The 19,999-nt window shown below is 36.2% G+C and carries 21 protein-coding genes and 2 pseudogenes; 19 read left to right on the top strand and 4 right to left on the bottom strand.

Features of this window, described 5'->3' with window-relative positions:
• Nucleotides 1-3: 3 nt before the first annotated feature.
• Nucleotides 4-204, bottom strand: a complete 201-nt coding sequence (locus NFS18_RS15500; RefSeq protein WP_004612745.1) for a helix-turn-helix domain-containing protein — start codon at nt 202-204, stop codon at nt 4-6.
• 111 nt (nt 205-315) lie between these two features.
• Between NFS18_RS15500 and NFS18_RS15495 the strand changes: the two genes are divergently transcribed.
• The 10 genes and pseudogenes from NFS18_RS15495 to NFS18_RS15450 all read left to right on the top strand — a co-directional run bounded on the left by NFS18_RS15495 (nt 316) and on the right by NFS18_RS15450 (nt 6,320).
• Nucleotides 316-726 (top strand): hypothetical protein, encoded by a 411-nt coding sequence (locus NFS18_RS15495; RefSeq protein WP_251391898.1) that lies wholly within the window; start codon nt 316-318, stop codon nt 724-726.
• Between the two features lie 237 nt (nt 727-963).
• Entirely contained in the window at nt 964-2,160 is a 1,197-nt protein-coding gene (gene mobT, locus NFS18_RS15490; RefSeq protein ID WP_005428611.1) for a MobT family relaxase, read from the top strand.
• 12 nt (nt 2,161-2,172) lie between these two features.
• A complete protein-coding gene (locus NFS18_RS15485) occupies nt 2,173-2,307 on the top strand; it encodes a DUF3789 domain-containing protein (protein WP_021374396.1) in 135 nt (44 codons plus the stop codon).
• Complete coding sequence (locus tag NFS18_RS15480) at nt 2,308-2,529, top strand: hypothetical protein (RefSeq protein ID WP_002323342.1); 222 nt, start codon at nt 2,308-2,310, stop codon at nt 2,527-2,529.
• 82 nt (nt 2,530-2,611) lie between these two features.
• Nucleotides 2,612-3,490 carry a penicillin-binding transpeptidase domain-containing protein gene (locus tag NFS18_RS15475; RefSeq protein ID WP_231299579.1) on the top strand — a complete coding sequence of 293 codons (879 nt, stop codon included), beginning with the start codon at nt 2,612-2,614 and terminating at the stop codon, nt 3,488-3,490.
• Between the two features lie 524 nt (nt 3,491-4,014).
• Nucleotides 4,015-4,311 carry a conjugal transfer protein gene (locus NFS18_RS15470; protein ID WP_251391896.1) on the top strand — a complete coding sequence of 99 codons (297 nt, stop codon included), beginning with the start codon at nt 4,015-4,017 and terminating at the stop codon, nt 4,309-4,311.
• Nucleotides 4,230-4,397, top strand: a pseudogene (locus NFS18_RS15465) (antirestriction protein ArdA); the annotation flags it as partial. The gene NFS18_RS15470 and the pseudogene NFS18_RS15465, both read left to right, overlap by 82 nt.
• Nucleotides 4,390-4,791 (top strand): annotated as a pseudogene (locus NFS18_RS19820) (ABC transporter permease); the annotation flags it as partial. The pseudogenes NFS18_RS15465 and NFS18_RS19820, both read left to right, overlap by 8 nt.
• Nucleotides 4,788-5,444 carry a transporter gene (locus NFS18_RS15455; protein ID WP_236878473.1) on the top strand — a complete coding sequence of 219 codons (657 nt, stop codon included), beginning with the start codon at nt 4,788-4,790 and terminating at the stop codon, nt 5,442-5,444. The pseudogene NFS18_RS19820 and the gene NFS18_RS15455, both read left to right, overlap by 4 nt.
• Before the next feature lie 3 nt (nt 5,445-5,447).
• Entirely contained in the window at nt 5,448-6,320 is an 873-nt protein-coding gene (locus NFS18_RS15450) for an ATP-binding cassette domain-containing protein (RefSeq protein ID WP_015540931.1), read from the top strand.
• 37 nt (nt 6,321-6,357) lie between these two features.
• Here the strand turns inward: NFS18_RS15450 and NFS18_RS15445 are convergent, their stop codons facing one another.
• On the bottom strand, nt 6,358-8,604 hold the full coding sequence (locus NFS18_RS15445; RefSeq protein WP_251391894.1) for a tetratricopeptide repeat protein: 2,247 nt from the start codon (nt 8,602-8,604) through the stop codon (nt 6,358-6,360).
• 249 nt (nt 8,605-8,853) lie between these two features.
• On the opposite strand from NFS18_RS15445, the gene NFS18_RS19390 reads away from it, so the two are divergent.
• Nucleotides 8,854-8,988 carry a hypothetical protein gene (locus NFS18_RS19390; protein WP_004844681.1) on the top strand — a complete coding sequence of 45 codons (135 nt, stop codon included), beginning with the start codon at nt 8,854-8,856 and terminating at the stop codon, nt 8,986-8,988.
• Between the two features lie 47 nt (nt 8,989-9,035).
• Here NFS18_RS19390 and NFS18_RS15440 read toward each other — a convergent pair whose 3' ends face one another.
• Entirely contained in the window at nt 9,036-9,644 is a 609-nt protein-coding gene (locus NFS18_RS15440; RefSeq protein ID WP_055195104.1) for a hypothetical protein, read from the bottom strand.
• The gene (locus NFS18_RS15435) at nt 9,637-9,822 is read right to left on the bottom strand and encodes a hypothetical protein (RefSeq protein WP_009245306.1); all 186 of its coding nucleotides are present in this window, start codon (nt 9,820-9,822) and stop codon (nt 9,637-9,639) included. Before NFS18_RS15435 ends, NFS18_RS15440 begins: the two co-directional genes overlap by 8 nt.
• A gap of 469 nt (nt 9,823-10,291) precedes the next feature.
• On the opposite strand from NFS18_RS15435, the gene NFS18_RS15430 reads away from it, so the two are divergent.
• The 8 genes from NFS18_RS15430 to NFS18_RS15395 all read left to right on the top strand — a co-directional run bounded on the left by NFS18_RS15430 (nt 10,292) and on the right by NFS18_RS15395 (nt 19,222).
• Entirely contained in the window at nt 10,292-13,150 is a 2,859-nt protein-coding gene (locus NFS18_RS15430; RefSeq protein WP_331477722.1) for a TOTE conflict system archaeo-eukaryotic primase domain-containing protein, read from the top strand.
• The gene (locus NFS18_RS15425) at nt 13,143-14,825 is read left to right on the top strand and encodes a recombinase family protein (protein ID WP_277613644.1); all 1,683 of its coding nucleotides are present in this window, start codon (nt 13,143-13,145) and stop codon (nt 14,823-14,825) included. The genes NFS18_RS15430 and NFS18_RS15425 overlap by 8 nt, the downstream gene beginning before the upstream one ends.
• Nucleotides 14,792-14,971: a hypothetical protein gene (locus NFS18_RS15420; RefSeq protein WP_251391911.1), complete on the top strand. Its 180-nt coding sequence runs from the start codon at nt 14,792-14,794 to the stop codon at nt 14,969-14,971. Before NFS18_RS15425 ends, NFS18_RS15420 begins: the two co-directional genes overlap by 34 nt.
• A 172-nt stretch (nt 14,972-15,143) precedes the next feature.
• Nucleotides 15,144-16,157: a hypothetical protein gene (locus tag NFS18_RS15415; RefSeq protein WP_251391892.1), complete on the top strand. Its 1,014-nt coding sequence runs from the start codon at nt 15,144-15,146 to the stop codon at nt 16,155-16,157.
• A gap of 119 nt (nt 16,158-16,276) precedes the next feature.
• Nucleotides 16,277-16,714, top strand: a complete 438-nt coding sequence (locus tag NFS18_RS15410; RefSeq protein WP_251391891.1) for a hypothetical protein — start codon at nt 16,277-16,279, stop codon at nt 16,712-16,714.
• A 31-nt stretch (nt 16,715-16,745) separates the two neighbouring features.
• A complete protein-coding gene (locus NFS18_RS15405) occupies nt 16,746-17,618 on the top strand; it encodes a toll/interleukin-1 receptor domain-containing protein (protein WP_251391890.1) in 873 nt (290 codons plus the stop codon).
• Between the two features lie 25 nt (nt 17,619-17,643).
• On the top strand, nt 17,644-18,648 hold the full coding sequence (locus NFS18_RS15400) for a virulence RhuM family protein (protein WP_251391889.1): 1,005 nt from the start codon (nt 17,644-17,646) through the stop codon (nt 18,646-18,648).
• A 286-nt stretch (nt 18,649-18,934) separates the two neighbouring features.
• Complete coding sequence (locus tag NFS18_RS15395) at nt 18,935-19,222, top strand: hypothetical protein (RefSeq protein WP_251391888.1); 288 nt, start codon at nt 18,935-18,937, stop codon at nt 19,220-19,222.
• Nucleotides 19,223-19,999: the final 777 nt, after the last annotated feature.

The following is a 19,999-nucleotide window of genomic DNA, read 5'->3' as shown; positions in this document are numbered from 1 at the left end:
GTCCTACTTCAATTTCAATATGTCGTTTGGGGAACATTCCAGAAAATCACAGAGCTTTGCAAGGATTGTGAGGTCAATTCTGGAAACTTTGTTCTTGCAATAGTTATTAAGCTGTGTCCGCTGTAATTTACACGCTTCACAGACTTTGTTTTTACTGATATTCTTCTCTTTCAAAAGATTTTCTAAATCAATATATACCTGCATACGCTGTACCTCGTCTTTTCTTTGAATTATAAGATACAACTGTATTGATAAATAAGATGTATTACCGTAGACTGTATTATAATACACCCTACAAGAAAGGACAGTAACAGTATGTGCAAAAAGAGAAAAATAATAACAATCACGGTACTTTTTGTACTGGCATTGACGATTTCCTATCTGCAATGGGGACGTGAGATTGATGTAGCAGGAAGTATGAGGACTTCATCAGAAAATTTCCATGAAGAACACGTTACCTTTACGCTCAACCGTCTTATCATAACAGACAAAGAAAAATGTGCAGAGGAAATCATCAAAAAATGCAGGGAGAATGATTTTGCTTCTACTCTGTTCAGCTATGATGTGGCAAAGCCAAACGCTCTATATGGTACGGTGTACCGTTCCCGTTTTTCCATGAAAGGACAAAAGCCTTTGTTTCATTTCCGCTATACGCAGACAGCGGACACGCTCGGTTCATACAACATTGTTGATGATCCAGAAGCGTTCACGCTGGTAATCGAATAACGCAAGGCAGGACGGGACGGCGACGTGCGAAGCGAAAGGCGACGGCACGGACTAGCCGTTGCTGGTGTGGCGAAGCCACGCCAGCAGGTAAAACCCCTCGGTATCTAACAGAGGGGTACGTTTGCAAATAGACAATAGACAAAAAACATAGGAAACATAAGGCTTCTGGCATGGTTTCCTAGTAAAAATCGGCTGTGAAGTCGCCTTAAAAAACTTCACACTTTACAGATTGGGGGTATGGTTCTGAATGAAGAACAATGGATAAAAGAATTACGGGAGAAACGGATTGCTTACGGTATCTCACAAGGCAGGCTGGCGGTGGCTTCTGGTATCACAAGGGAATATCTCAACAAGATAGAAAGCGGAAAAATGAAGCCGTCAAAGGAACTTCTGGAAACTCTGCATAAAGAACTGGCAAGGTTCAATCCAGAAGCACCGCTTACCATGCTGTTTGATTATGTGAAAATTCGTTTTCCCACGCTGGATATACAGCACATCATCAAAGATATATTAAAATTGAATATCAATTATATGCTCCATGAAGATTACGGACATTACAGTTATACGGAGCATTATTCATTAGGGGACATCTTTATCTATACGTCGGCTGACGAAGAAAAAGGTGTCCTTTTAGAATTAAAGGGGCGTGGTTGCAGACAGTTTGAAAGTTACCTGCTGGCACAGCAAAGAAGCTGGTATGACTTTCTCATGGACGCACTCATAGACGGTGGCGTGATGAAGCGTATCGACCTTGCTATCAACGACCATACGGGCATTTTGGATATTCCAGAGCTTGCGGAAAAATGCAGGAAACGGGAATATATCGGAAAGTCCAGAAGCTATAAGTTTTACCAGTCGGGCGAGCTTATCAAGCACAGAGAGGACGACAGAGAATATATGGGACGTACCCTTTATCTTGGTTCTCTGAAATCAGATGTGTATTTCTGTATTTATGAAAAGGACTATGAACAGTACGTCAAGTTAGGGACACCTCTGGAAGAAGCCGACATTATCAATCGTTTTGAGATACGGCTTCGCAATGAACGAGCCTATTATGCAGTACGAGATTTGCTGACCTATTATGACGCAGAGCAGACCGCCTTTTCTATCATCAACCAGTATGTGCGGTTTGTTGATGAAGAACCAGACAAGCGGAAAAATGACTGGAAACTCAATGACCGCTGGGCTTGGTTTATCGGCGATAACAGACAGAGCTTGAAGCTGACGACAAAGCCAGAGCCTTACACCTTAGACCGTACATTGCGGTGGGTACAACGGCAGGTAGCACCGACCTTGAAAATGCTGAAAAAGATTGATAAGGGAAACGGTACAGACTACATGGAAACAATCGAACAGCAGGCAAAGCTCACAGAAAAGCATGAAATGATAATCAAACAACAGACGACCCCTGCAAAAGATTTAGTAGAAAGTTAGGAGTGATAAAAAATGTGGGTATTATTAAAAGACTTCCTGCTGGTATCTATGGGAATGGGTATCGGCGTAGTCTTGATGTGTATTTTGAATGTCGGCAAAGAAGCTGACTGTGAAATGAAACAATTAGAAGAAAGCGAGGACAATTAAATGAATTTCGGACAAAATTTGTATCAATGGTTTTTATCAAACGCACAGAGCTTGGTGCTTATGGCGATTGTGGTTATCGGTATCTACTTAGGGTTTAAACGTGAGTTTTCCAAACTTATCGGATTCTTGGTAGTTGCCTTGATTGCTGTTGGCTTGGTGTTCAATGCTGGCGGTGTGAAAGATGTACTGTTAGAGCTGTTCAATAAGATTATCGGAGCATAAAATTTTATTGTGGTGCTGATATACGAATGGTATAATATGGGTATGAATAAAGACACAAACTGGAAATTGTAAGGAGCAAAATATGTTAAGATTATTAAAGATTACTTGTATTTCAGCAATATGCTTTATAATGTTATCGGGGTGTTCGGCTAGACAAGAAAAAATAGAGAGGACAGAAACAAATCAATTAGAACAATCAAAAATAGAAAAAAAAGCGAGCGAGAGCAATGAGGAAGAAATACTTGATTTAAGTAATGATTTTAATGGTGTTAATGGCTGTGCAGTTTTATACAGTCCCTCAAAAAACAAGTACTCTTTTTATAATAAAGATATGGCAGAACAACAAGTATCCCCATATTCAACTTTTAAAATTATTTCTACGTTAATAGGGTTACACAATAATATTATCAAAGATGAAACTTCCACATTGAATTATAATGGAACTCAATATCCAAATTCAGAATGGAACGAAAACTTAACTTTGCAAAAAGCATTTCAAACGTCTTGTATATGGTACTTTCATCAGATTATAAACAGTGTGGGGGAAGAAGAAGTCAAAAAAGAACTAAGTGAGTTGGAATATGGTAATTGTGATGTTTCAGCATGGGAAGGAAGTATGATAAATCCATACAAAGAATTGAATGGGTTTTGGCTGGGTTCATCTTTGAAAATATCTCCATACGAACAGGTAGAGGTTTTATCAAGAATTTTTGAAAGTAAAAGTTTCTATGACAGTCAAAATGTTGAAATATTAAAGAAAATTATGCTAATTGAAGATGAGCAAAGGGGAAAAGTATATGGGAAAACTGGTTCTGGTACAAATGGAGAAGCATGGTTTCTAGGTTTTACTGAAAAGGGACAACAAAGGGAGTATTTTGCTGTATATCTTGAAGATAGTTTGCAAAAAGAACGGGTTTCAAGTACTTTTGCTAAAGAAATTGCTCTAAAAATAATAGAGTAAAGATATTTTGAAAGGGGAGTATAAATGGACGCAATAGGTTCATCAACAAAGTTAATATGGTTTTTTGTTTGTGTTTATTCATACCCTATTCTATTATTGGTTTTTTCGGTAGCTATGTGGTCTTATAATAGGTTTAAACGATTGGCTTTTATATCGTATATTGCTGGTACGATTTTGACTGTGTTTATTTTACTGATTGATATTAATAATTTCGGTGCAAAATTTATAAAAGGTAATTTCATGTATAATTCATACTTATGGAATTTGTTTTTTACAATTTTGAGTATTATATTTATCATTATCAGCATTGGTTTTCGTCGGAAAAGCAAAAAAATTAGTAATATTTTTATCAATATTGCTACATTATTGTGTACTCTTGTTTGCGTTATTCAAATAAACACAACAAATGTGTAAAAGTGATTGAACAAATTTCTGTTTTACAATTTTATATCCATACACACAAAGCAGTTAGTCTTAGGATTGACTGCTTTTTTCTTACCTAAATTTCAGATTGGAGTGATGAAATGAACGATATTTTTAAGGATATGCAGGCACAAGTTGGCTGTGAATATCTTTCTGACCTGCCCTCTTACAAGCGTAAGGTGTGGCAGGAAATGAAACGACTGAACCATGCCGATTATGAAGAAAGACAGTTAGAAGATTTTTCTAAATATGTGTTTGGTATGTCGTACCAGACCTTAAAAGATGTGATGAAACAACAGAAAGGACGTGAGGAACAATGCAGGAAACAAGGGTGCTGGTGGAAACGAAAGGAACAACTGGCGAAGAAACAATATCATACTGGTTCGACCTGCCGATAGATGTTGCCGAGTTTGAAGAAAAGTTAGGTGTCGGTGCAGAAAGTCAAGATTACCACATTATCGAAAAGGTACTGCCCTTTGCTGATTTTGAATGTTATATTCTTTATGCTGTGTTTGAAAACGTCTTTAGAATCGGGCTTTCCAGTAACACCAATTGATTTTTGCGTGAATTCTCTGATCTATATTGTTCCGAATCTTTTGATGATATGTTGTGTCTATACAATTACAGCAGTAATATTTAAAAATCCGCTTCCGGCAGCACCAATCTTGTTTTTACACATTATATATTCAAATATGCTGACCATGAAGAATGATATTTATTATATGAGACCGTTCTCTATTATGGTGCGATTCCCTGGCAGATTTTTTGAAACACATGTAGCCAAAATGTCAAACATAAATCAGATTATTCTTGTAATTTCATCAGTTATATTAGTATGTATTTCTGTTACAATCTGGAAAAGGAGGAGGGTTCATTGAAAACGGAACTAAAAAACTGCCTGTCGTTATATAAGATTTTTTATTCATGTGCATTTATACTGATATTGTGTGCTATTCATCCGATTATATACTATGAAGAAATCGGTTCAGCGATTCAGTCGCCAATAGCATTTTTAACAATTATTTTTTGTAGTGACACATATTTGATGGAAGTAAAAAGTAAGCGTGCCGATGTATTTCATTTGTATGATCAAAAAAAGCAGTTAAAAGTAATATCACAGAGAGTGTGCGTTCAAATATTATATTTATTAATACTTTCCTGTGTTGGATATGTTTTATTTTTCTGGCAAAAACCGGGCAGTGTAAACGAATGCGTTTCGGGTACTCAGACATTCCTTTTATTTTCCATTGCAATGTTCGGAACCATCTGGCTTTGGAGTATATGCTCTGTGATTTTGTGTACATTGCTTGGAAATATGTGGGCAGGTATAGGATGTTTATTTGGAATTGTCATTGGTCTTATATCGAAAGCGGGCAGTTCATTTTTCGGGAATCTGGGATTGTTTTCTTTCAGCTCTTGTGAACTTAATCAATTAATGTCCGAGAGTTGGATTTATGGAACGCTTGTGTCTTTTATAGTGGGTCTGCTTTTATTTGCAGTATTACCAATGGCTTTAAAGAAAAGGGGATAGATTATGAGTATTAGAATAAATGATTTAACAGTTAGATTTAAAAATGGTGTAGTTGCAGTAAATAAGGCATCTCTTGAAATACCTAAGGGAATTTACGGACTTTTGGGAGAGAATGGTGCGGGAAAAACCACGCTGATGAGGGTTCTTACAACCGTTTTAAAACAAACGGAAGGATTGGTTTCGCTTGATGGAATTCTGTATAACGAGGGAAATTATGAAAAAATACAGAAAAAGATTGGTTATCTTCCACAGGAAATCGACTTATATCCGAATCTTACGGTGAAAGAATGCCTTGTATATATGGGTGGACTATCAGGAGTATCCACAAATGACCTCAAACAAAGAATTACCTATTATTTGGAAAAGACTTCTCTTACAGAGCATCAGAATAAAAAAATGCGGCAATTATCTGGTGGTATGAAGAGACGTGTCGGACTCATACAGGCACTTCTTAATAATCCGGATTTTTTGATTATTGATGAACCTACCACCGGGTTAGATCCGGAAGAAAGAATCAGGATCCGCAATCTTTTGGTTGATTTTTCAAAGGATAGAACTGTGCTGTTTTCCACTCATGTAGTAGAAGATTTAGCAGCAACCTGTACACAGCTTGCCATTATGAAAAAGGGAAGTTTTTTATATTCTGGAAGCGTGAGTGGGTTGCTGGAAAATGCAAAGGGCTGTGTTTGGAATTGTACGGTACAAAATGCAGAAGAAGCCCGTTTGTTAGAAGCTAATTATTCTATATCATCTAAGCAGTATGTAGAAAATGGAATTCATATGAAAGTATTAAGCAAAGGAAAGCCAAATGAGAATTGTGTCCTGGATAATGATATCACTTTGGAAGATGCATATATTTATTTGACGAATAGTTGAATATAACGGCGGGCAAGTTGCCCGCCGTAAATTATGCTTATTTTGTTAAAAGACCGGATAGATTTTTTCCAATGCAAAATCCAATCTGTGGATATAACTCCTGAATTTCCTGATATTTTGCTTCAATCATTTCTGGTTCATCAGCCCAGATCTTTTCATATATTTTGAAAGCTCTTTTAAAATGTGTTTTGGCTTGCGGAAGATTGGCAGTCATCAGATAAATGGTTCTAAGGGTTTCCTGTACTTTGGCATAATCCAGACAGTCATCGGAATGGTATTCCTTGATGATGCCGGATAATTTTTGCAATTCGGAGATGCCTCTTTCGGGTTCCTGCTGTTCTGTCAGGAACATTGCATAATTGGCAATCTGAGGTATGCTGTCATTTATATGAAGCAGGTTAAATTGGTCAAGCAGTGAGATACTTTTTTCCATGTGTTCTCTTGCAAGATCGGGATGACCGTTCATGCGGTAAAGTCCACCGAGATTGGCATGAAGGTTGGAAACAAGGCGAGCATTGTCGGCAGTGATATTTTCTATCTGGGCAAGTGCATCCTTTTCCAGTTTTATTGCTTTTTCAGGTTTGGTTTCAAGAGTTGCCTGAAAATCTAGTAATAATGCCCGGTCAGAGTCGGTTCCAATGTTTTTTGTCTTTAACAGCCCCGTCAGTTCCTGAATGATTCCATTCATACCTTTGTGGTAGTTATAGTTATCCATGTATGGAAATGCATTTTCCAGAAAAAGCAGATACTTTGGTATATCATCCTTTTCAATCAATACTATGATATTTCCGATTGTTTGAAATAGCTTTTTGTAATAATCTACTTCCATTCCATGCATTAAACATATTTTCTGTAAAGAATCCAGTAATATGTGGCAGCGAGTTACAGATGGTTTTGTCTCTGAAAGGGTGATTTCCTGAATCATCGGATGCAGAGAGATAGTGCGACGTGTTGTTGTCTGAACGAAACCAGTCTCAATTAAATCGTTGATTTCATTTAGTGTGGGCAGTTCCAGCCATTTGGCAAATATACGGGCAGAAATACCGGTGGAAGGAAGAAAGCACATATTACACATGATATCCTGCTGTTCAAGAGATAAAGTGTATAAAGAAAACAGCGTATGGATATGACTGTAATAGGTGGCTTTGCTGCTTTGTCCATCTTTGATTATTTTAATTTTATCTTCGTTATGGAAAGATGCTTTTTCCACCTGAAGTCTTGTTAATAACTGGTCTGGAGTTGAGATTCCATTTTCCAGAAGTTTTGCTGCCAGTTCCACGGCAAAAGTATGAGAGTGAACAGTTTCGATGATCTTTTCAACTGTTGCCCGGTACGTGTCTGCCTCTGAATAAAATACTGATGCCAGCTGGAAGAGAGCGTTCATATCCTCTATTTCTTTTAATGGCAGAGTACAGTATTCATCCAGTTTGCTTCTGGTTGTAAACAAAATCTGGCAGCGATATTTTAATACTACTGACAGAAAGCTGTCCTGTGTCGCAGTGACATTAAAATTATCTATGATAAGCAGAGTATCGGATTTCAGGGAACGCAGGAAACGGTTATGTCTTTGAAACCGTTCCTGTTCAGTGCTTTCCGGCAGATCGTCAATAAAATCCATGTCAGTAATATCCTGATGAAGATTGCCGGTATATTCTACATAAAGTATATTGGTGTATTGCTTTATGTACCGCTTTGCGTAGGCTTTGGCAAGTTCACTTTTTCCGATTCCGGCGATTCCGCAAAGAAAAACATGACGGTTTTCCTCAAGCATGGTATATAATTCTTCCAGTTCTTTATCTCTTCCGATAAAATGACGGCATGGTTTCGGAACCTCACTGTCCATAATATAATCCAGCACAATGGGGGATAAAGCGCCTCCGGCGAGCAGCTTCTGCTTTTTGGTATTACGTTTGATGAATTGGCGTTCCATGCCAAAAGAAATCAGTTTTGCAAGAAACAGCAGTCTTGAACTGGCTGGTTTATATAAGGGAGTCAGATTTTTCTTTTTCGCATCTGAGATGCTGTCATCCTGAATGAATAAAGTGTAAATATCTTGTATAGCCATATTACAGTCAGACATCAGTGGAAGAAGATTCTGGTGGATGGTATGGGCTAATTTTTCCTGATTGGATGGCTTGGAATAGTAAGCGGATATTTTAGGACTGATTTTAGCCTGACCAGTCATCCAGCGGCAAACCAGACCGTTATCCATTGAAAAATCCTGATTTGCCGGATCATCCATAAAATCTTCAAATAATTCGTATAAAAAATCAGGCTGACTCATTTGATTACTTTCGCTGATATGATTTTTTAAGCAAGTGCTAATAGAAGAAAAATCGCATCGATTCAATAGAAATTCCCCTTTCGTAGTTAAGATTGAGTATATCTATCATAACACGAACATACATTCGATTCAAGAGAAGGCGGATATTTTTAAAGTGATTGTGTCAGTTTACAATCAATTTCTATTCAATGTGGTTTTCAGGCAGGTTCTGTAAAATAAGCTCAGAACAAACAATAACGGGAGGAGCTTATGCAACAGAATATTGAATTTGAGCGGTGCATTGATTTTCTGGTACGGATGATTGATAAGTACGGCGAAGAAGTCCTCCGGGAGTTGGAGGAAGAAAAACAGAATAAGGAAGAAAAAGAAGCGGCAGTTTCCTGAAATACAAAATGTAAATCAGACTGTCGCTTTTTTCATGTATTTTTAAATCAAATAAATTTTAAAAGCTGATGCAGAGTGTGTGACTCATTATTCTGGGAAGCGGTAATACGAGTATCAAATGGCTTGAAATGATTCTGTGTATAAAAGCTCAGAAGAAATTCATTATCTTCGCATTCAAGAAACTCCATAACGCCGCCTACGGAATATTTGAGACTGGATATGGTTTCCAGCGCAAATCCCAGTAGAATATTTCCAGGGATTCGTTTATTCTTTGGAAGAGAATAGTTCTTTCCCAACTGGGCAATCAGGTAAGCTGCGGTAGTATAGGATTGTGTTTCTTCATCCAAAATACTGACACGGGACAGCTTTTTTGCCATTGTCTTGCTGATATTTGAAGCACGGACAGAGATTGGTTTTACTGTAAGTGAAAAATAACCAACCAGTGAAGCATCTTCAGCATCAAATACCAGATAAGTGATAGATTGATCTTTTTTGGTAAACTCAATCGCATTATGTAATAAAAAGTATTCCACATCGGGATTTTTGGGACAAGAAAAATCGGAGAGTAAGTCGTAAAGACTTTCCTCTCCGATATATGTCGGTTCGTCTTTATCCAAATATGCCCGAATATTAACGGTAAAATATTTATCAGACATGTTTTTTCTTCCTTTTTGACATTAAAGCTAAGATTTCCTGTGGGTTCGTTAACTGACGTCCGGGAAGTGTCTGCTTTGGTGTGCGGTCACGGTCGGCTTCGTCAATTGCTGCGACAAAACGCTTTATGCTATTTGGATTGGATACGACAAAATTATGAGTAATACTTGAAGTAGCCATACTAACACCTCCTCTTTTTTGGCTTTTTTGTGTATTTATAGTATATGCAATGTGTGATAAAAACACAATATCAAAAACAGAAATTATTTCTAAATAATTTTCAAGCCGGACATTTATTAGACGCTTCCGGTAAGCGAACAATATTTTCGAGCCAATCATTTATAAGTCGCCAATGGTGGGCGGGCAATATTTTGATAACAGAAATGCTCTGTATCTAACTTAATTATACGATTGGCGAAGAAATGCGTCAATACAGAAAATAAGTATTGAAAATAGTTGGAACAAGTACTAAAATTAAGTTGGGACATTAAATGGAAGTTATGTTACGAGATAATAAGAATTGTAGGTGGAAGGTTTGAACATAGAAGCATATGATGCGGATTCATTGAGAAAGATGGTTAGGCTGCTTGAATATGAGAACAAGATATTAAAAGATAAATTGAAGAAAGCAGGCATTTCCTATGAAGAGGTGAATCCTTTTGAAGAAAAAATAGAAAGTGCAGAAGAATATGACCTGGATCAAGGGAATCGTATTGTAAATCCACCGTATATTACAGAGAAAATGGCAATACGTTTCTTTTCGATGTTTTGGGGAAGAGAAGATGTATATGCCAGAAGAGGAAAGAACGGGGGCTATTTTCCACAATGTGCGAATCGTTGGAATGACCGGCTTTGCCCTAAACAACGTAAAGAGAAGGTATTGTGTGATGAATGTGAAAATACCAAATGGATTAGTTTGGATGTTAAAAAAATAATTGATCATTTGTTAGGCACAAAAGAAGATGGATCAGATGTAATAGGTGTATATCCTTTACTGCCAAATGGTACATGCAGATTTATTGTATTTGATTTTGATAATCACGAAAAAGGAGCAGAGGTTACGGACTTTGCAAATACGGATAATGAGTGGCATAAAGAAGTGGATGCGCTTAGAAAAATGTGTGAGCTTAATGGTATCAGACCTTTAGTTGAGAGATCTCGATCTGGAAAAGGTGCCCATGTATGGATTTTCTTTAAAAAAGCAATACCTGCGGCAACAGCAAGGAATTTTGGATTTCTCCTGTTAGACAAGGGTTCAACTTCCATCAATCTGAAATCGTTTCATTATTATGATAGAATGTATCCTTCGCAGGATGTGGCAAGCAGCATAGGTAATTTAATTGCATTGCCATTACAGGGGCAGGCACTTAAAAATGGAAATAGTGCTTTTGTAGATGAAAATTGGAATGCATATCCTGATCAATGGGATGCTCTTTTTAATAAAACAAGAAAGCTGGGAATAGAAGATATTGAACAATGCATGGCAAAATGGCAGAGAGAATTAGCAGAAGTCAGAGGATTGCTTACTAATATTGAGAAGAATGTCAGACCGAAACCATGGAAGAAGAAATGCGAGTTTTGTAATTCAGATGTTGTGGGCAAGCTGCATATGGTATTAGGAAATGGAGTTTATATAGATACTCTGAATCTTATGCCAAGAATACAAAATCAGATTCGTAGTTTGGCGGCATTTGATAATCCGGAATTTTACAAAAATAAAAGGCTGGGATATTCTAATTATTATAATTTTAGTGCTGTATATTTGGGTAAGGATATAGATGGATATATACAGATTCCGAGAGGACTGCGGGAAAATATTATACAGGAATGTGAAAAAGCAGGCATTTCAGTTGATGTTTCAGATCAAAGAGAAACAGGACAACCTATCAGAGTATCTTTTAAAGGTGATTTGCGAATGCAACAGGAATTAGCAGCAGAAAAATTATTATCACATTCAGATGGGGTTCTGAGTGCGGCAACTGCATTTGGAAAAACTGTAGTATGTAGTTACCTTATTGCAGAGCGAAAAGTAAATACGCTCATTTTGCTGCAAAGTAAAGATTTGCTTAATCAGTGGGTTGATGAATTGAATCACTTCTTAGAGATAAGAGAAGAACCACCGGAATATGAAACAAAAACAGGAAGAAAGAAAAAAAGGAATAGTGTGATAGGCGTTTTGCACGGAAATAAAAATACATTGACGGGGATCATAGATGTTGCAATGGTTGGTTCGATGTACAGCAGAGGAAAATTTAATGAACGAATTAATTCTTACGGAATGGTAATTATGGATGAATGTCATCACGCAGCTTCTAATACATCTATGGAATTATTGCAGAAAATAAATGCAAAATACGTGTATGGTGTTTCTGCTACGCCTAAACGTGGCGACAGTCTTGATCGGATTATCTATATGCTGCTGGGATCTTTGAGACATAGATTTACTGCGTTGGAGAGGGCTAAGGAACAGGGGATTGGACATTATTTTGTCCCAAGATACACAAGAGTAGTTGATACTGCAGAAAGCAAGGATAATATTAATAAAGCATATAATTTGATAAGTACCAGTAAGGTGCGCAATGAAATGATCATAGATGATGTTATAACTTGTGTTGCAAGAAAACAAACTCCTGTAATTTTAACAAGATTTAAGGAACATGCAAAATTTTTACATGATGCCTTAAAGGAAAAAGCAGATCATGTATTCCTTCTATATGGGGATAATTCGGATAAGGAAAATACTGAAATAAGAGTAAAATTAAAGCAGATACCTGAAAATGAATCGCTTATTTTGGTGGCAACTGGTCAGAAAATAGGAGAAGGGTTTGATTTCCCAAGACTGGATGTATTAATGCTTGCAGCACCTGTATCTTTTGAAGGACGCTTGGAACAGTATGTAGGTAGATTAAACAGAGATTATGTCGGAAAAGAAGCCGTTTATGTGTATGATTATATTGATTCTCATGTGCGTTATTTTGATAAAATGTATGCAAAAAGATTGAGAACGTACAGGAAGACAGGATTTTCAATCTGGACGCAAGAGTTGCAACCTAAACAAATAATAAATGCAATATTTGATTCTGTAAATTATACCGAAAAATTCGAGCAAGATATTGTAGAGTCAGAAAAAATGGTGGTAATTTCCAGTCCGGATATCAGACAGGATAAAATTGATAGATTTTTATTACTAATAAAGAAGAGACAGGAAGTAGGGGTAAAGGTTACAGTTATTACAACAGATCCGGAAGATATTACTTATGGAAAATCGGATGTATGTTATGAATTAATCAGAACAATGCAATTGGTAGGAATAAATGTGATAACAAGAACAGAAGTAGAAGAATGTTTTGCTGTTATTGATGATGAAATAGTATGGCATGGTGGGATGAATCTACTTGGAAAAGCTGATGTCTGGGATAACTTAATGCGTATCAGAAATTCACAAGTTGCAACGGAATTGTTGGAAATTGCTTTGGGATGTTCTGAGGAGAGGAGAAAATGTGAATAAGAAGATTAAATGCGATATATATACCAGAGTATCCACAACCATGCAGGTAGATGGCTACAGTCTGGATGCTCAGAAAGAAAAACTCAAGAGATATGCGGAATTTCAGAACATGGAAATCGTAAATGAGTATTCCGATGAAGGTAAATCTGGAAAGAGCGTAGAGGGCAGACCGGAATTTCAGAGAATGTTGGATAATATTGAGAATGGCACAGATGAGGTGCAGTTTGTACTGGTGTTCAAGCTTTCCAGATTCGGTCGTAATGCGGCAGATGTTTTAAATTCTTTGCAGAGGATGCAGGATTTTGGAGTGAATCTGATCTGTGTTGAAGATGGGATTGACAGCTCAAAAGATAGTGGAAAGCTGATGATTTCTGTCCTGTCTGCGGTGGCAGAGATCGAACGGGAGAATATCCTTGTTCAGACAATGGAGGGACGTAAACAGAAAGCCAGGGAAGGAAAATGGAACGGTGGGTTTGCTCCATATGGCTATGAGCTGGTAAATGGAGAATTGCAGATCGCAGAGGACGAAGCAGAGATTATTCGTCTGATCTATGACAAATTTATTCATACCAATATGGGAATCTCTGCGATTGCTGCATGGCTGAACCAGCATGGATATAAAAAGAAAAAACGACAGAATAATACACTGGACGCATTTGCCTCTTCGTTTATAAAAGGCGTTCTGGATAATCCGGTATACTGTGGAAAGCTGGCTTATGGACGAAGGAAAAACGAGAAAGTTTCTGGTACAAGAAATGAATATCGCATTGTAAAGCAGGAAAATTATATGCTGCACGATGGTATCCATGAAGGGATTATTTCGGAAACAGACTGGGAGCTGGCTCATCAAAAACGGGAAAAAACAGGTGTGAAATATGAAAAGACACATAGCCTCGATCATGAGCATATTTTATCCGGAATATTGAGATGTCCGTTATGTGGAAGCGGTATGTATGGAAACGTGAACCGAAAGAAAAAGAAAGACGGAACCTTATATAAGGATTATTTCTATTATGCCTGCAAACATCGTCGCCTGGTAGATGGTCATAAATGTGGATATCGTAAACAATGGAGCGAGGAGAAGATTAACAATGCAGTGGAAGAAGTTATTCGGAAGCTGGTGAAGAATCCGGAATTTGAAGAAGCAATTCTGAATAAAATCGGTTCAAGAATAGATACAGAAGAAATAGAAAAAGAGATTGAAAGACTGGAAAAACAGCACAGGCAGCTGACCGGAGCAAAAGCAAGACTTGGACAGCAGATGGATAGTCTGGATATCATGGATAAATTTTATGAAAAGAAATATCAGGATATGGAGACACGCTTATATCGTCTATATGATGAAATTGAAGGCGTGGAGAACAGTATAGAAGAAGTTAAGAATCGCCTGCTGAATATCCGGCAACAGAAAATATCAGAAGAAAACGTCTATCAATTTCTTTTATATTTTGATAAACTATATGATAAGTTCACCGACCTGGAGAAGAAAGAATTTCTTAACAGCTTTGTGGAACAGGTGGACATTTACGAGCAGGAGCAGCCAGATGGCAGATTCCTGAAGCACATAAAGTTCCGTTTTCCGGTGTATTTTGGAGACAGGGAGACACAGGAACTTTGTTGGGACAACGAAAGTACCGTGGAATGTGTGGTGTGGATACAAAGGAAAAATATCTAGAAATCCTTTGTTTTAGGCAGTTTTATAAGCATTTTGTGTTCGTGGAAGATGAAGAGGGGAATCGGAAGAAGAGGATAGAGAAGTATATTGAGGTTTCGGCGGTGATTGATGTGGGGTGTGTGGATACAAAGGAATCTGTTTATTAAAAAAAGATTATATCTTAAATAATAGTTAGACGGAAAAGAGAAAGAAGTTTTACATTTGGAAATAATGTAGAACTTCTTTTTTGTAGAAAATTATTGCAATGCTTTTACTTTTTAAAAGTTTTATGATATTTTAAAAATGAAAAATTTATTTTATGGTAAATGGAGGGGCAATATGACATTTGACGAAGTTATTACAAATTTTATGAATAGAGTTGAAACAGATAAAGCAAATGGAACATCTATTACATATAAAAGGAAAATATATGTATTTCAAGAATATGTTAATGTTGTGTTACAGGCAAAAGATGTCAACTTTCAAAGTATTTTGACCGCAATGACAAAAGAACAATTGGTGGATTCATTGCAGTATTATGTTAAAACATATGATGTTAAATATGTGGCTACTGTAGATAATTATAATACGGTAGTAGGAGTTTTTTTTGATTTTATATCTACTTTTTATGGATGGAAAAATCCCTTGTTTGAAACAAGAACGAAGAATTTGGAATTAAAAGCGGCATATGATAGAAAGATATCCGAATTAAAATTAAATACTAAAGAGCAAGTAGAGCCTTTGACGGATGAACAAGCAGGACAACTTTTGGATATTTGCGACAATAAAATTGATAATGCAACTCTTGAAAAATTAGAAAATGGAGCGAATAATGGGGAATTTTCGTCATATATATCCTCTTTGGTTTCAAAAATAGTACTGTTATTTGGAACCAAAAATGGAAGTCTAAATGAATTGAAGATATCTGACTATGATTGTAATTTAAACAAGTTAAAAATCAATGGATTTTGGGTTCATTTGCCAGATAAATTTGCTATTCAAATGAGGAATTATATGAAATTTCGAGAACAAATATTAGAGTCAGAAAAGGAAGAAAGGCTTTTTATAGATATAAGGAAGAATAAGCGAAAATTAGATAATACAAAAATGTTTTATATACTGAAAGGAATTACAGGAAATGTGCAGGCTAAATGTATTGCGAAATATTCGATTATACAGATGATAAAATTGGGGGTTCCGTCTCATACAATAAAGGAATTTACGGGATATTCAAATGATGTCTATCAATTTTGTCTTGAAAGCAATGAGCAGGATAGTATTCTCATGACTTTTGAAAAAAGTAAAATATTGGATTCAGCACTAAGGAGGAGTAATTTATATGATAAGATGTAGTGGGAATTTTTTACAGTTTTTTAATAAAATTTATTTTTATTGAAAAATATTTGTGCATGGCTGTCTTGGCTTATTTAGGGAATATGTTTAATGATAAAAAATATAGGAGGATTTGTGATATGAATTTTAGCGAGATTTTTCCATATGTTTTTTCGCTCTTGATTGGAGTATGTTCATGGAGGGGAGCTTATATGACGTTGTCTAAGAAAATTCAACAAGATATAGATATTCTTAAAGAGTCAAATAAGCATGAAATAGAAAGGTTAATGAATCAGCATAAATTAGATATGGATTCATTGATAGAACAGCACAAAATGGAATTAGAAAAGATTGAAAAAGAGCATCAGAATAAGATGCAATTATTAGAAATAGAGCATGAAAATGAGATAAAAAGGAAAGAAAAGGAGTTAGAGGATTCGGCAAAATATGGCGCAGTAAAAGATATTGTAGGAGGACTATTTGGAGGAATAATGAGTAATGCTATGGGTTCGCCAGAATTGCAAGAAGAAATTAATAAACAGATTAAAGAAGGATTAAAGAGCGGCTCAAAGGAATAGCATTATTACATAAAAGAAAGGGGAAGGAATTGTGAATACCAAAAATAAATTAAATAGATTATCATTTTTGAAAAATCAGATGATGAATAGTGGTGCGAATGAAATAGAGGATATAGAACCAACAATATGCCAAATATTCAGAGATATTTTTGGCATCGGAAGTGAGTATACAAAAAAGGCGGACAAAATACAAAATGGTTTTATTGTTCCGTCCTCTGTAAAGGTGATGTATGGACAGGCTACAAAGGAGCAGTATAGAGAAGAAAAATTTAAAATGTACATGAAACTTATTTCGCAAGCAGAGGCATATGTTATGGTTGATGGGATGGATGATGGAACAATAGAAACATCTAAGATAGAAAACATAAAGACAGATGAGCATAGTATTTTTCTTTCATATTGTTGGAATGATACAGAAAGAGCAAACAAAATTGATGAATATTTACGCAAGAAAGGTGTAGAGGTTACTCGTGATATTAGAGGGGTGGACAATTGGCAAAGTTTAAAAGATTTTATGCAGACAATAAGGGAAAATGATTTTGCAGTATTGCTTATAAGTGATTCATATCTTAAATCTGTAAACTGTATGTATGAAGTTTTAGAAATAATGAAAGAAGTAGAATATCGTAGGCATATTTTTCCTGTTATTATTGATACCAATATATACTCAACGGAAGAACAAATAAAATATGTAAAATATTGGGAAAAAAGAGTTGAGATATTGAAGAAAAATTTAATGGGATTGGGTTATACCAATGGGCTAGCTTTGGGGCAAGAGCTAAAAAAATCAGAAGATATTGCTCGTTCCGTTGCGGAATTTTTAGTTAATATAGCAGATATGAAAAATCCAGATATTAATAACATTCATGAAGCCATATATCAGAGAATTCAAATGTATGTCTAAAGAAATGAAGATGGAGGAGTTATAAGTGGATAATTGTGGAGAAATCCTTATATATCAATCCGAAGACGGTTTGACAAAGCTTGAGGTTAAAATACAGGACGAAACAGTGTGGTTGACACAACAGCAAATGGCAGATTTGTTCCAAACGTCGCGAACAAATGTTGTAGAACATATCTCACATATATATGAAGAATTTGAATTAGATGAAAACTCAACCTGTCGGAAATTCCGACAGGTTCGCAAGGAAGGAAATCGCGAAGTTTCACGAGAGATGCCCTACTATAATCTTGACATGATTATTTCTCTTGGTTATAGAGTGAAATCCAGAATAGCGACAAATTTCCGGCGTTGGGCAACTGAACGTCTGAAAGAATATATGATAAAAGGTTTTACTATGGATGATGAGAGATTAAAGAATCTAGGGGGTGGAAATTACTGGAAGGAGTTATTAGACCGTATACGGGATATTCGCTCATCGGAAAAAGTGATGTACCGTCAGGTGCTTGACCTTTACGCTACCAGTGTGGATTATAATCCCAAAAGCAGTGAATCCATCGCATTTTTTAAAATGGTTCAAAATAAGCTGCATTATGCAGCGCATGGGCATACTGCGGCAGAAGTAATATATGAACGTGTAGATGCAGAACAGCCGTTTATGGGGCTTAAGAATTTTTCGGGTGATTTCCCGACATTGAAAGATATTGGAATCGCAAAGAATTATTTAAATGAGGAAGAATTGAAGATTTTAAATAATATCGTGTCTGGATATTTTGATTTTGCAGAAATTCAGGCAATGCGCCATCATCCCATGTATATGTCTGATTATGTAGAGCATCTTGATAATATATTGAAAACGACAGGAGAAAAATTATTGCAGGGAGTAGGGAAAATCAGTCATGCACAGGCAATGGAAAAAGCAGCAGAAGAATACAGAAGATATCAGGTTCAGAATTTATCGCCAGTTGAAGAAGAATATTTAGAAAGCATTAAAAGAATACATGGTACGGCAAAGAAAAAAGCGAAGAAGTAAAAACATAGAATTGTGTTCCTATACGAGTGACGAGGCTGAAAAATTGTGTTTACATAGTAGCTCCGACTCATGTGGAGACAGTCTGCCTTCTGTCGAAAAAAAACCAATAAATCAAAGGATTTCGCCATTTTGGGAATAAAATAGATGTGTGTTTCTGTTTCCGTAGAGTGATGATATAATCGGATGTTTACCCCAGGGGATAGACTTTGGAGAACGGGAAATATACATTTTGGCGAAAGGATACTTTTTCTCAAAAGTTGGTGGTAAGGAATAGGAGGATGATGAAATGAGCGGGAGTGCTATACTTGATTCTCAGCGCATGTTTGAACATGCCTGTGCATTTTGTGATTGTGCAAAATTCTGTGAAGTGGAGCCTAATAATATTGAATATAGAATGCACTCTCATACAGTGTCTGGAATTGTAAATTCTGCATTTGCTTGTGAAGTATTTATTAAAACGCTCTTAGTTTTTCATGGTAGAACAGTTACAGAAATAAAAGGTCATAAGTTAAAAACATTATGGGAAGAATTCAGAACGTTAGATAATGCAACAGCAGCTCTTGTTGAAGAATGAATGCGTGAATGGTTTAATTCTACGAATGCAAATATGTTTGATGAATTACTGAGTGAAGCATCCAATGCGTTTGAATATTGGCGATATATTTACGAAAAGCAAGAGGGTAGCATCAATATCAATTTTTTAAGAGGTTTCAGATTGTTGTTAAGAGATGTATGTTGTAGACAATTGTTTGAAAAGTCTTGGGAAGAATATAAGAGGGGATAAAACCATTACCCCACTTTGAAAATCTATTGCATACTTTCGCTATGCAGTATAAAATCAAAGTTCAGGGGAATATTGAAACCATTTGTCTGCTTTCAAAGAAACCTTGATTTTCTGCGGTTTGTAGAGTGTTAAGGAACAAAAATGGATGTGTGTTTTGTAGCTTCGTGAATGACCTATTTGAATATCGTAGCAGTGGGGTGTTTTGAAACTCTGCTGAATAATAGGCTTTTGCTAAAAGGTATTACTTTTGCGAAAATGTATGATACCTCCCGGCAGGAGCCTTTTTGTATAAAGATAACTTGACTTCTAAATCTTACTGATGTAATATTTACACAAGTGCAGCAGGATTGCGGACGAAATTTTTTTTGTTGCGAAATCTTACGCATGTAATAAGAAGAGAGGAGGAATGCACAGTACGATATACCCAGCAAAGAGAAATTTTTTTACTCCAAAATCTTACATGCGTAATATTTTGGAAATATAGCGTACATTGCTACGAAAATAAAACTCGTAGCCAAGAACTGAACCTTGACAACAAATGTTTTCAACAATCATGGAAGCATCACG

This window comes from Mediterraneibacter agrestimuris (genome assembly GCF_943193195.1).
GTDB classification, from domain to species: Bacteria; Bacillota; Clostridia; order Lachnospirales; family Lachnospiraceae; genus Schaedlerella; species Schaedlerella agrestimuris.
This window is presented reverse-complemented; position numbering and strand designations above follow the sequence as displayed.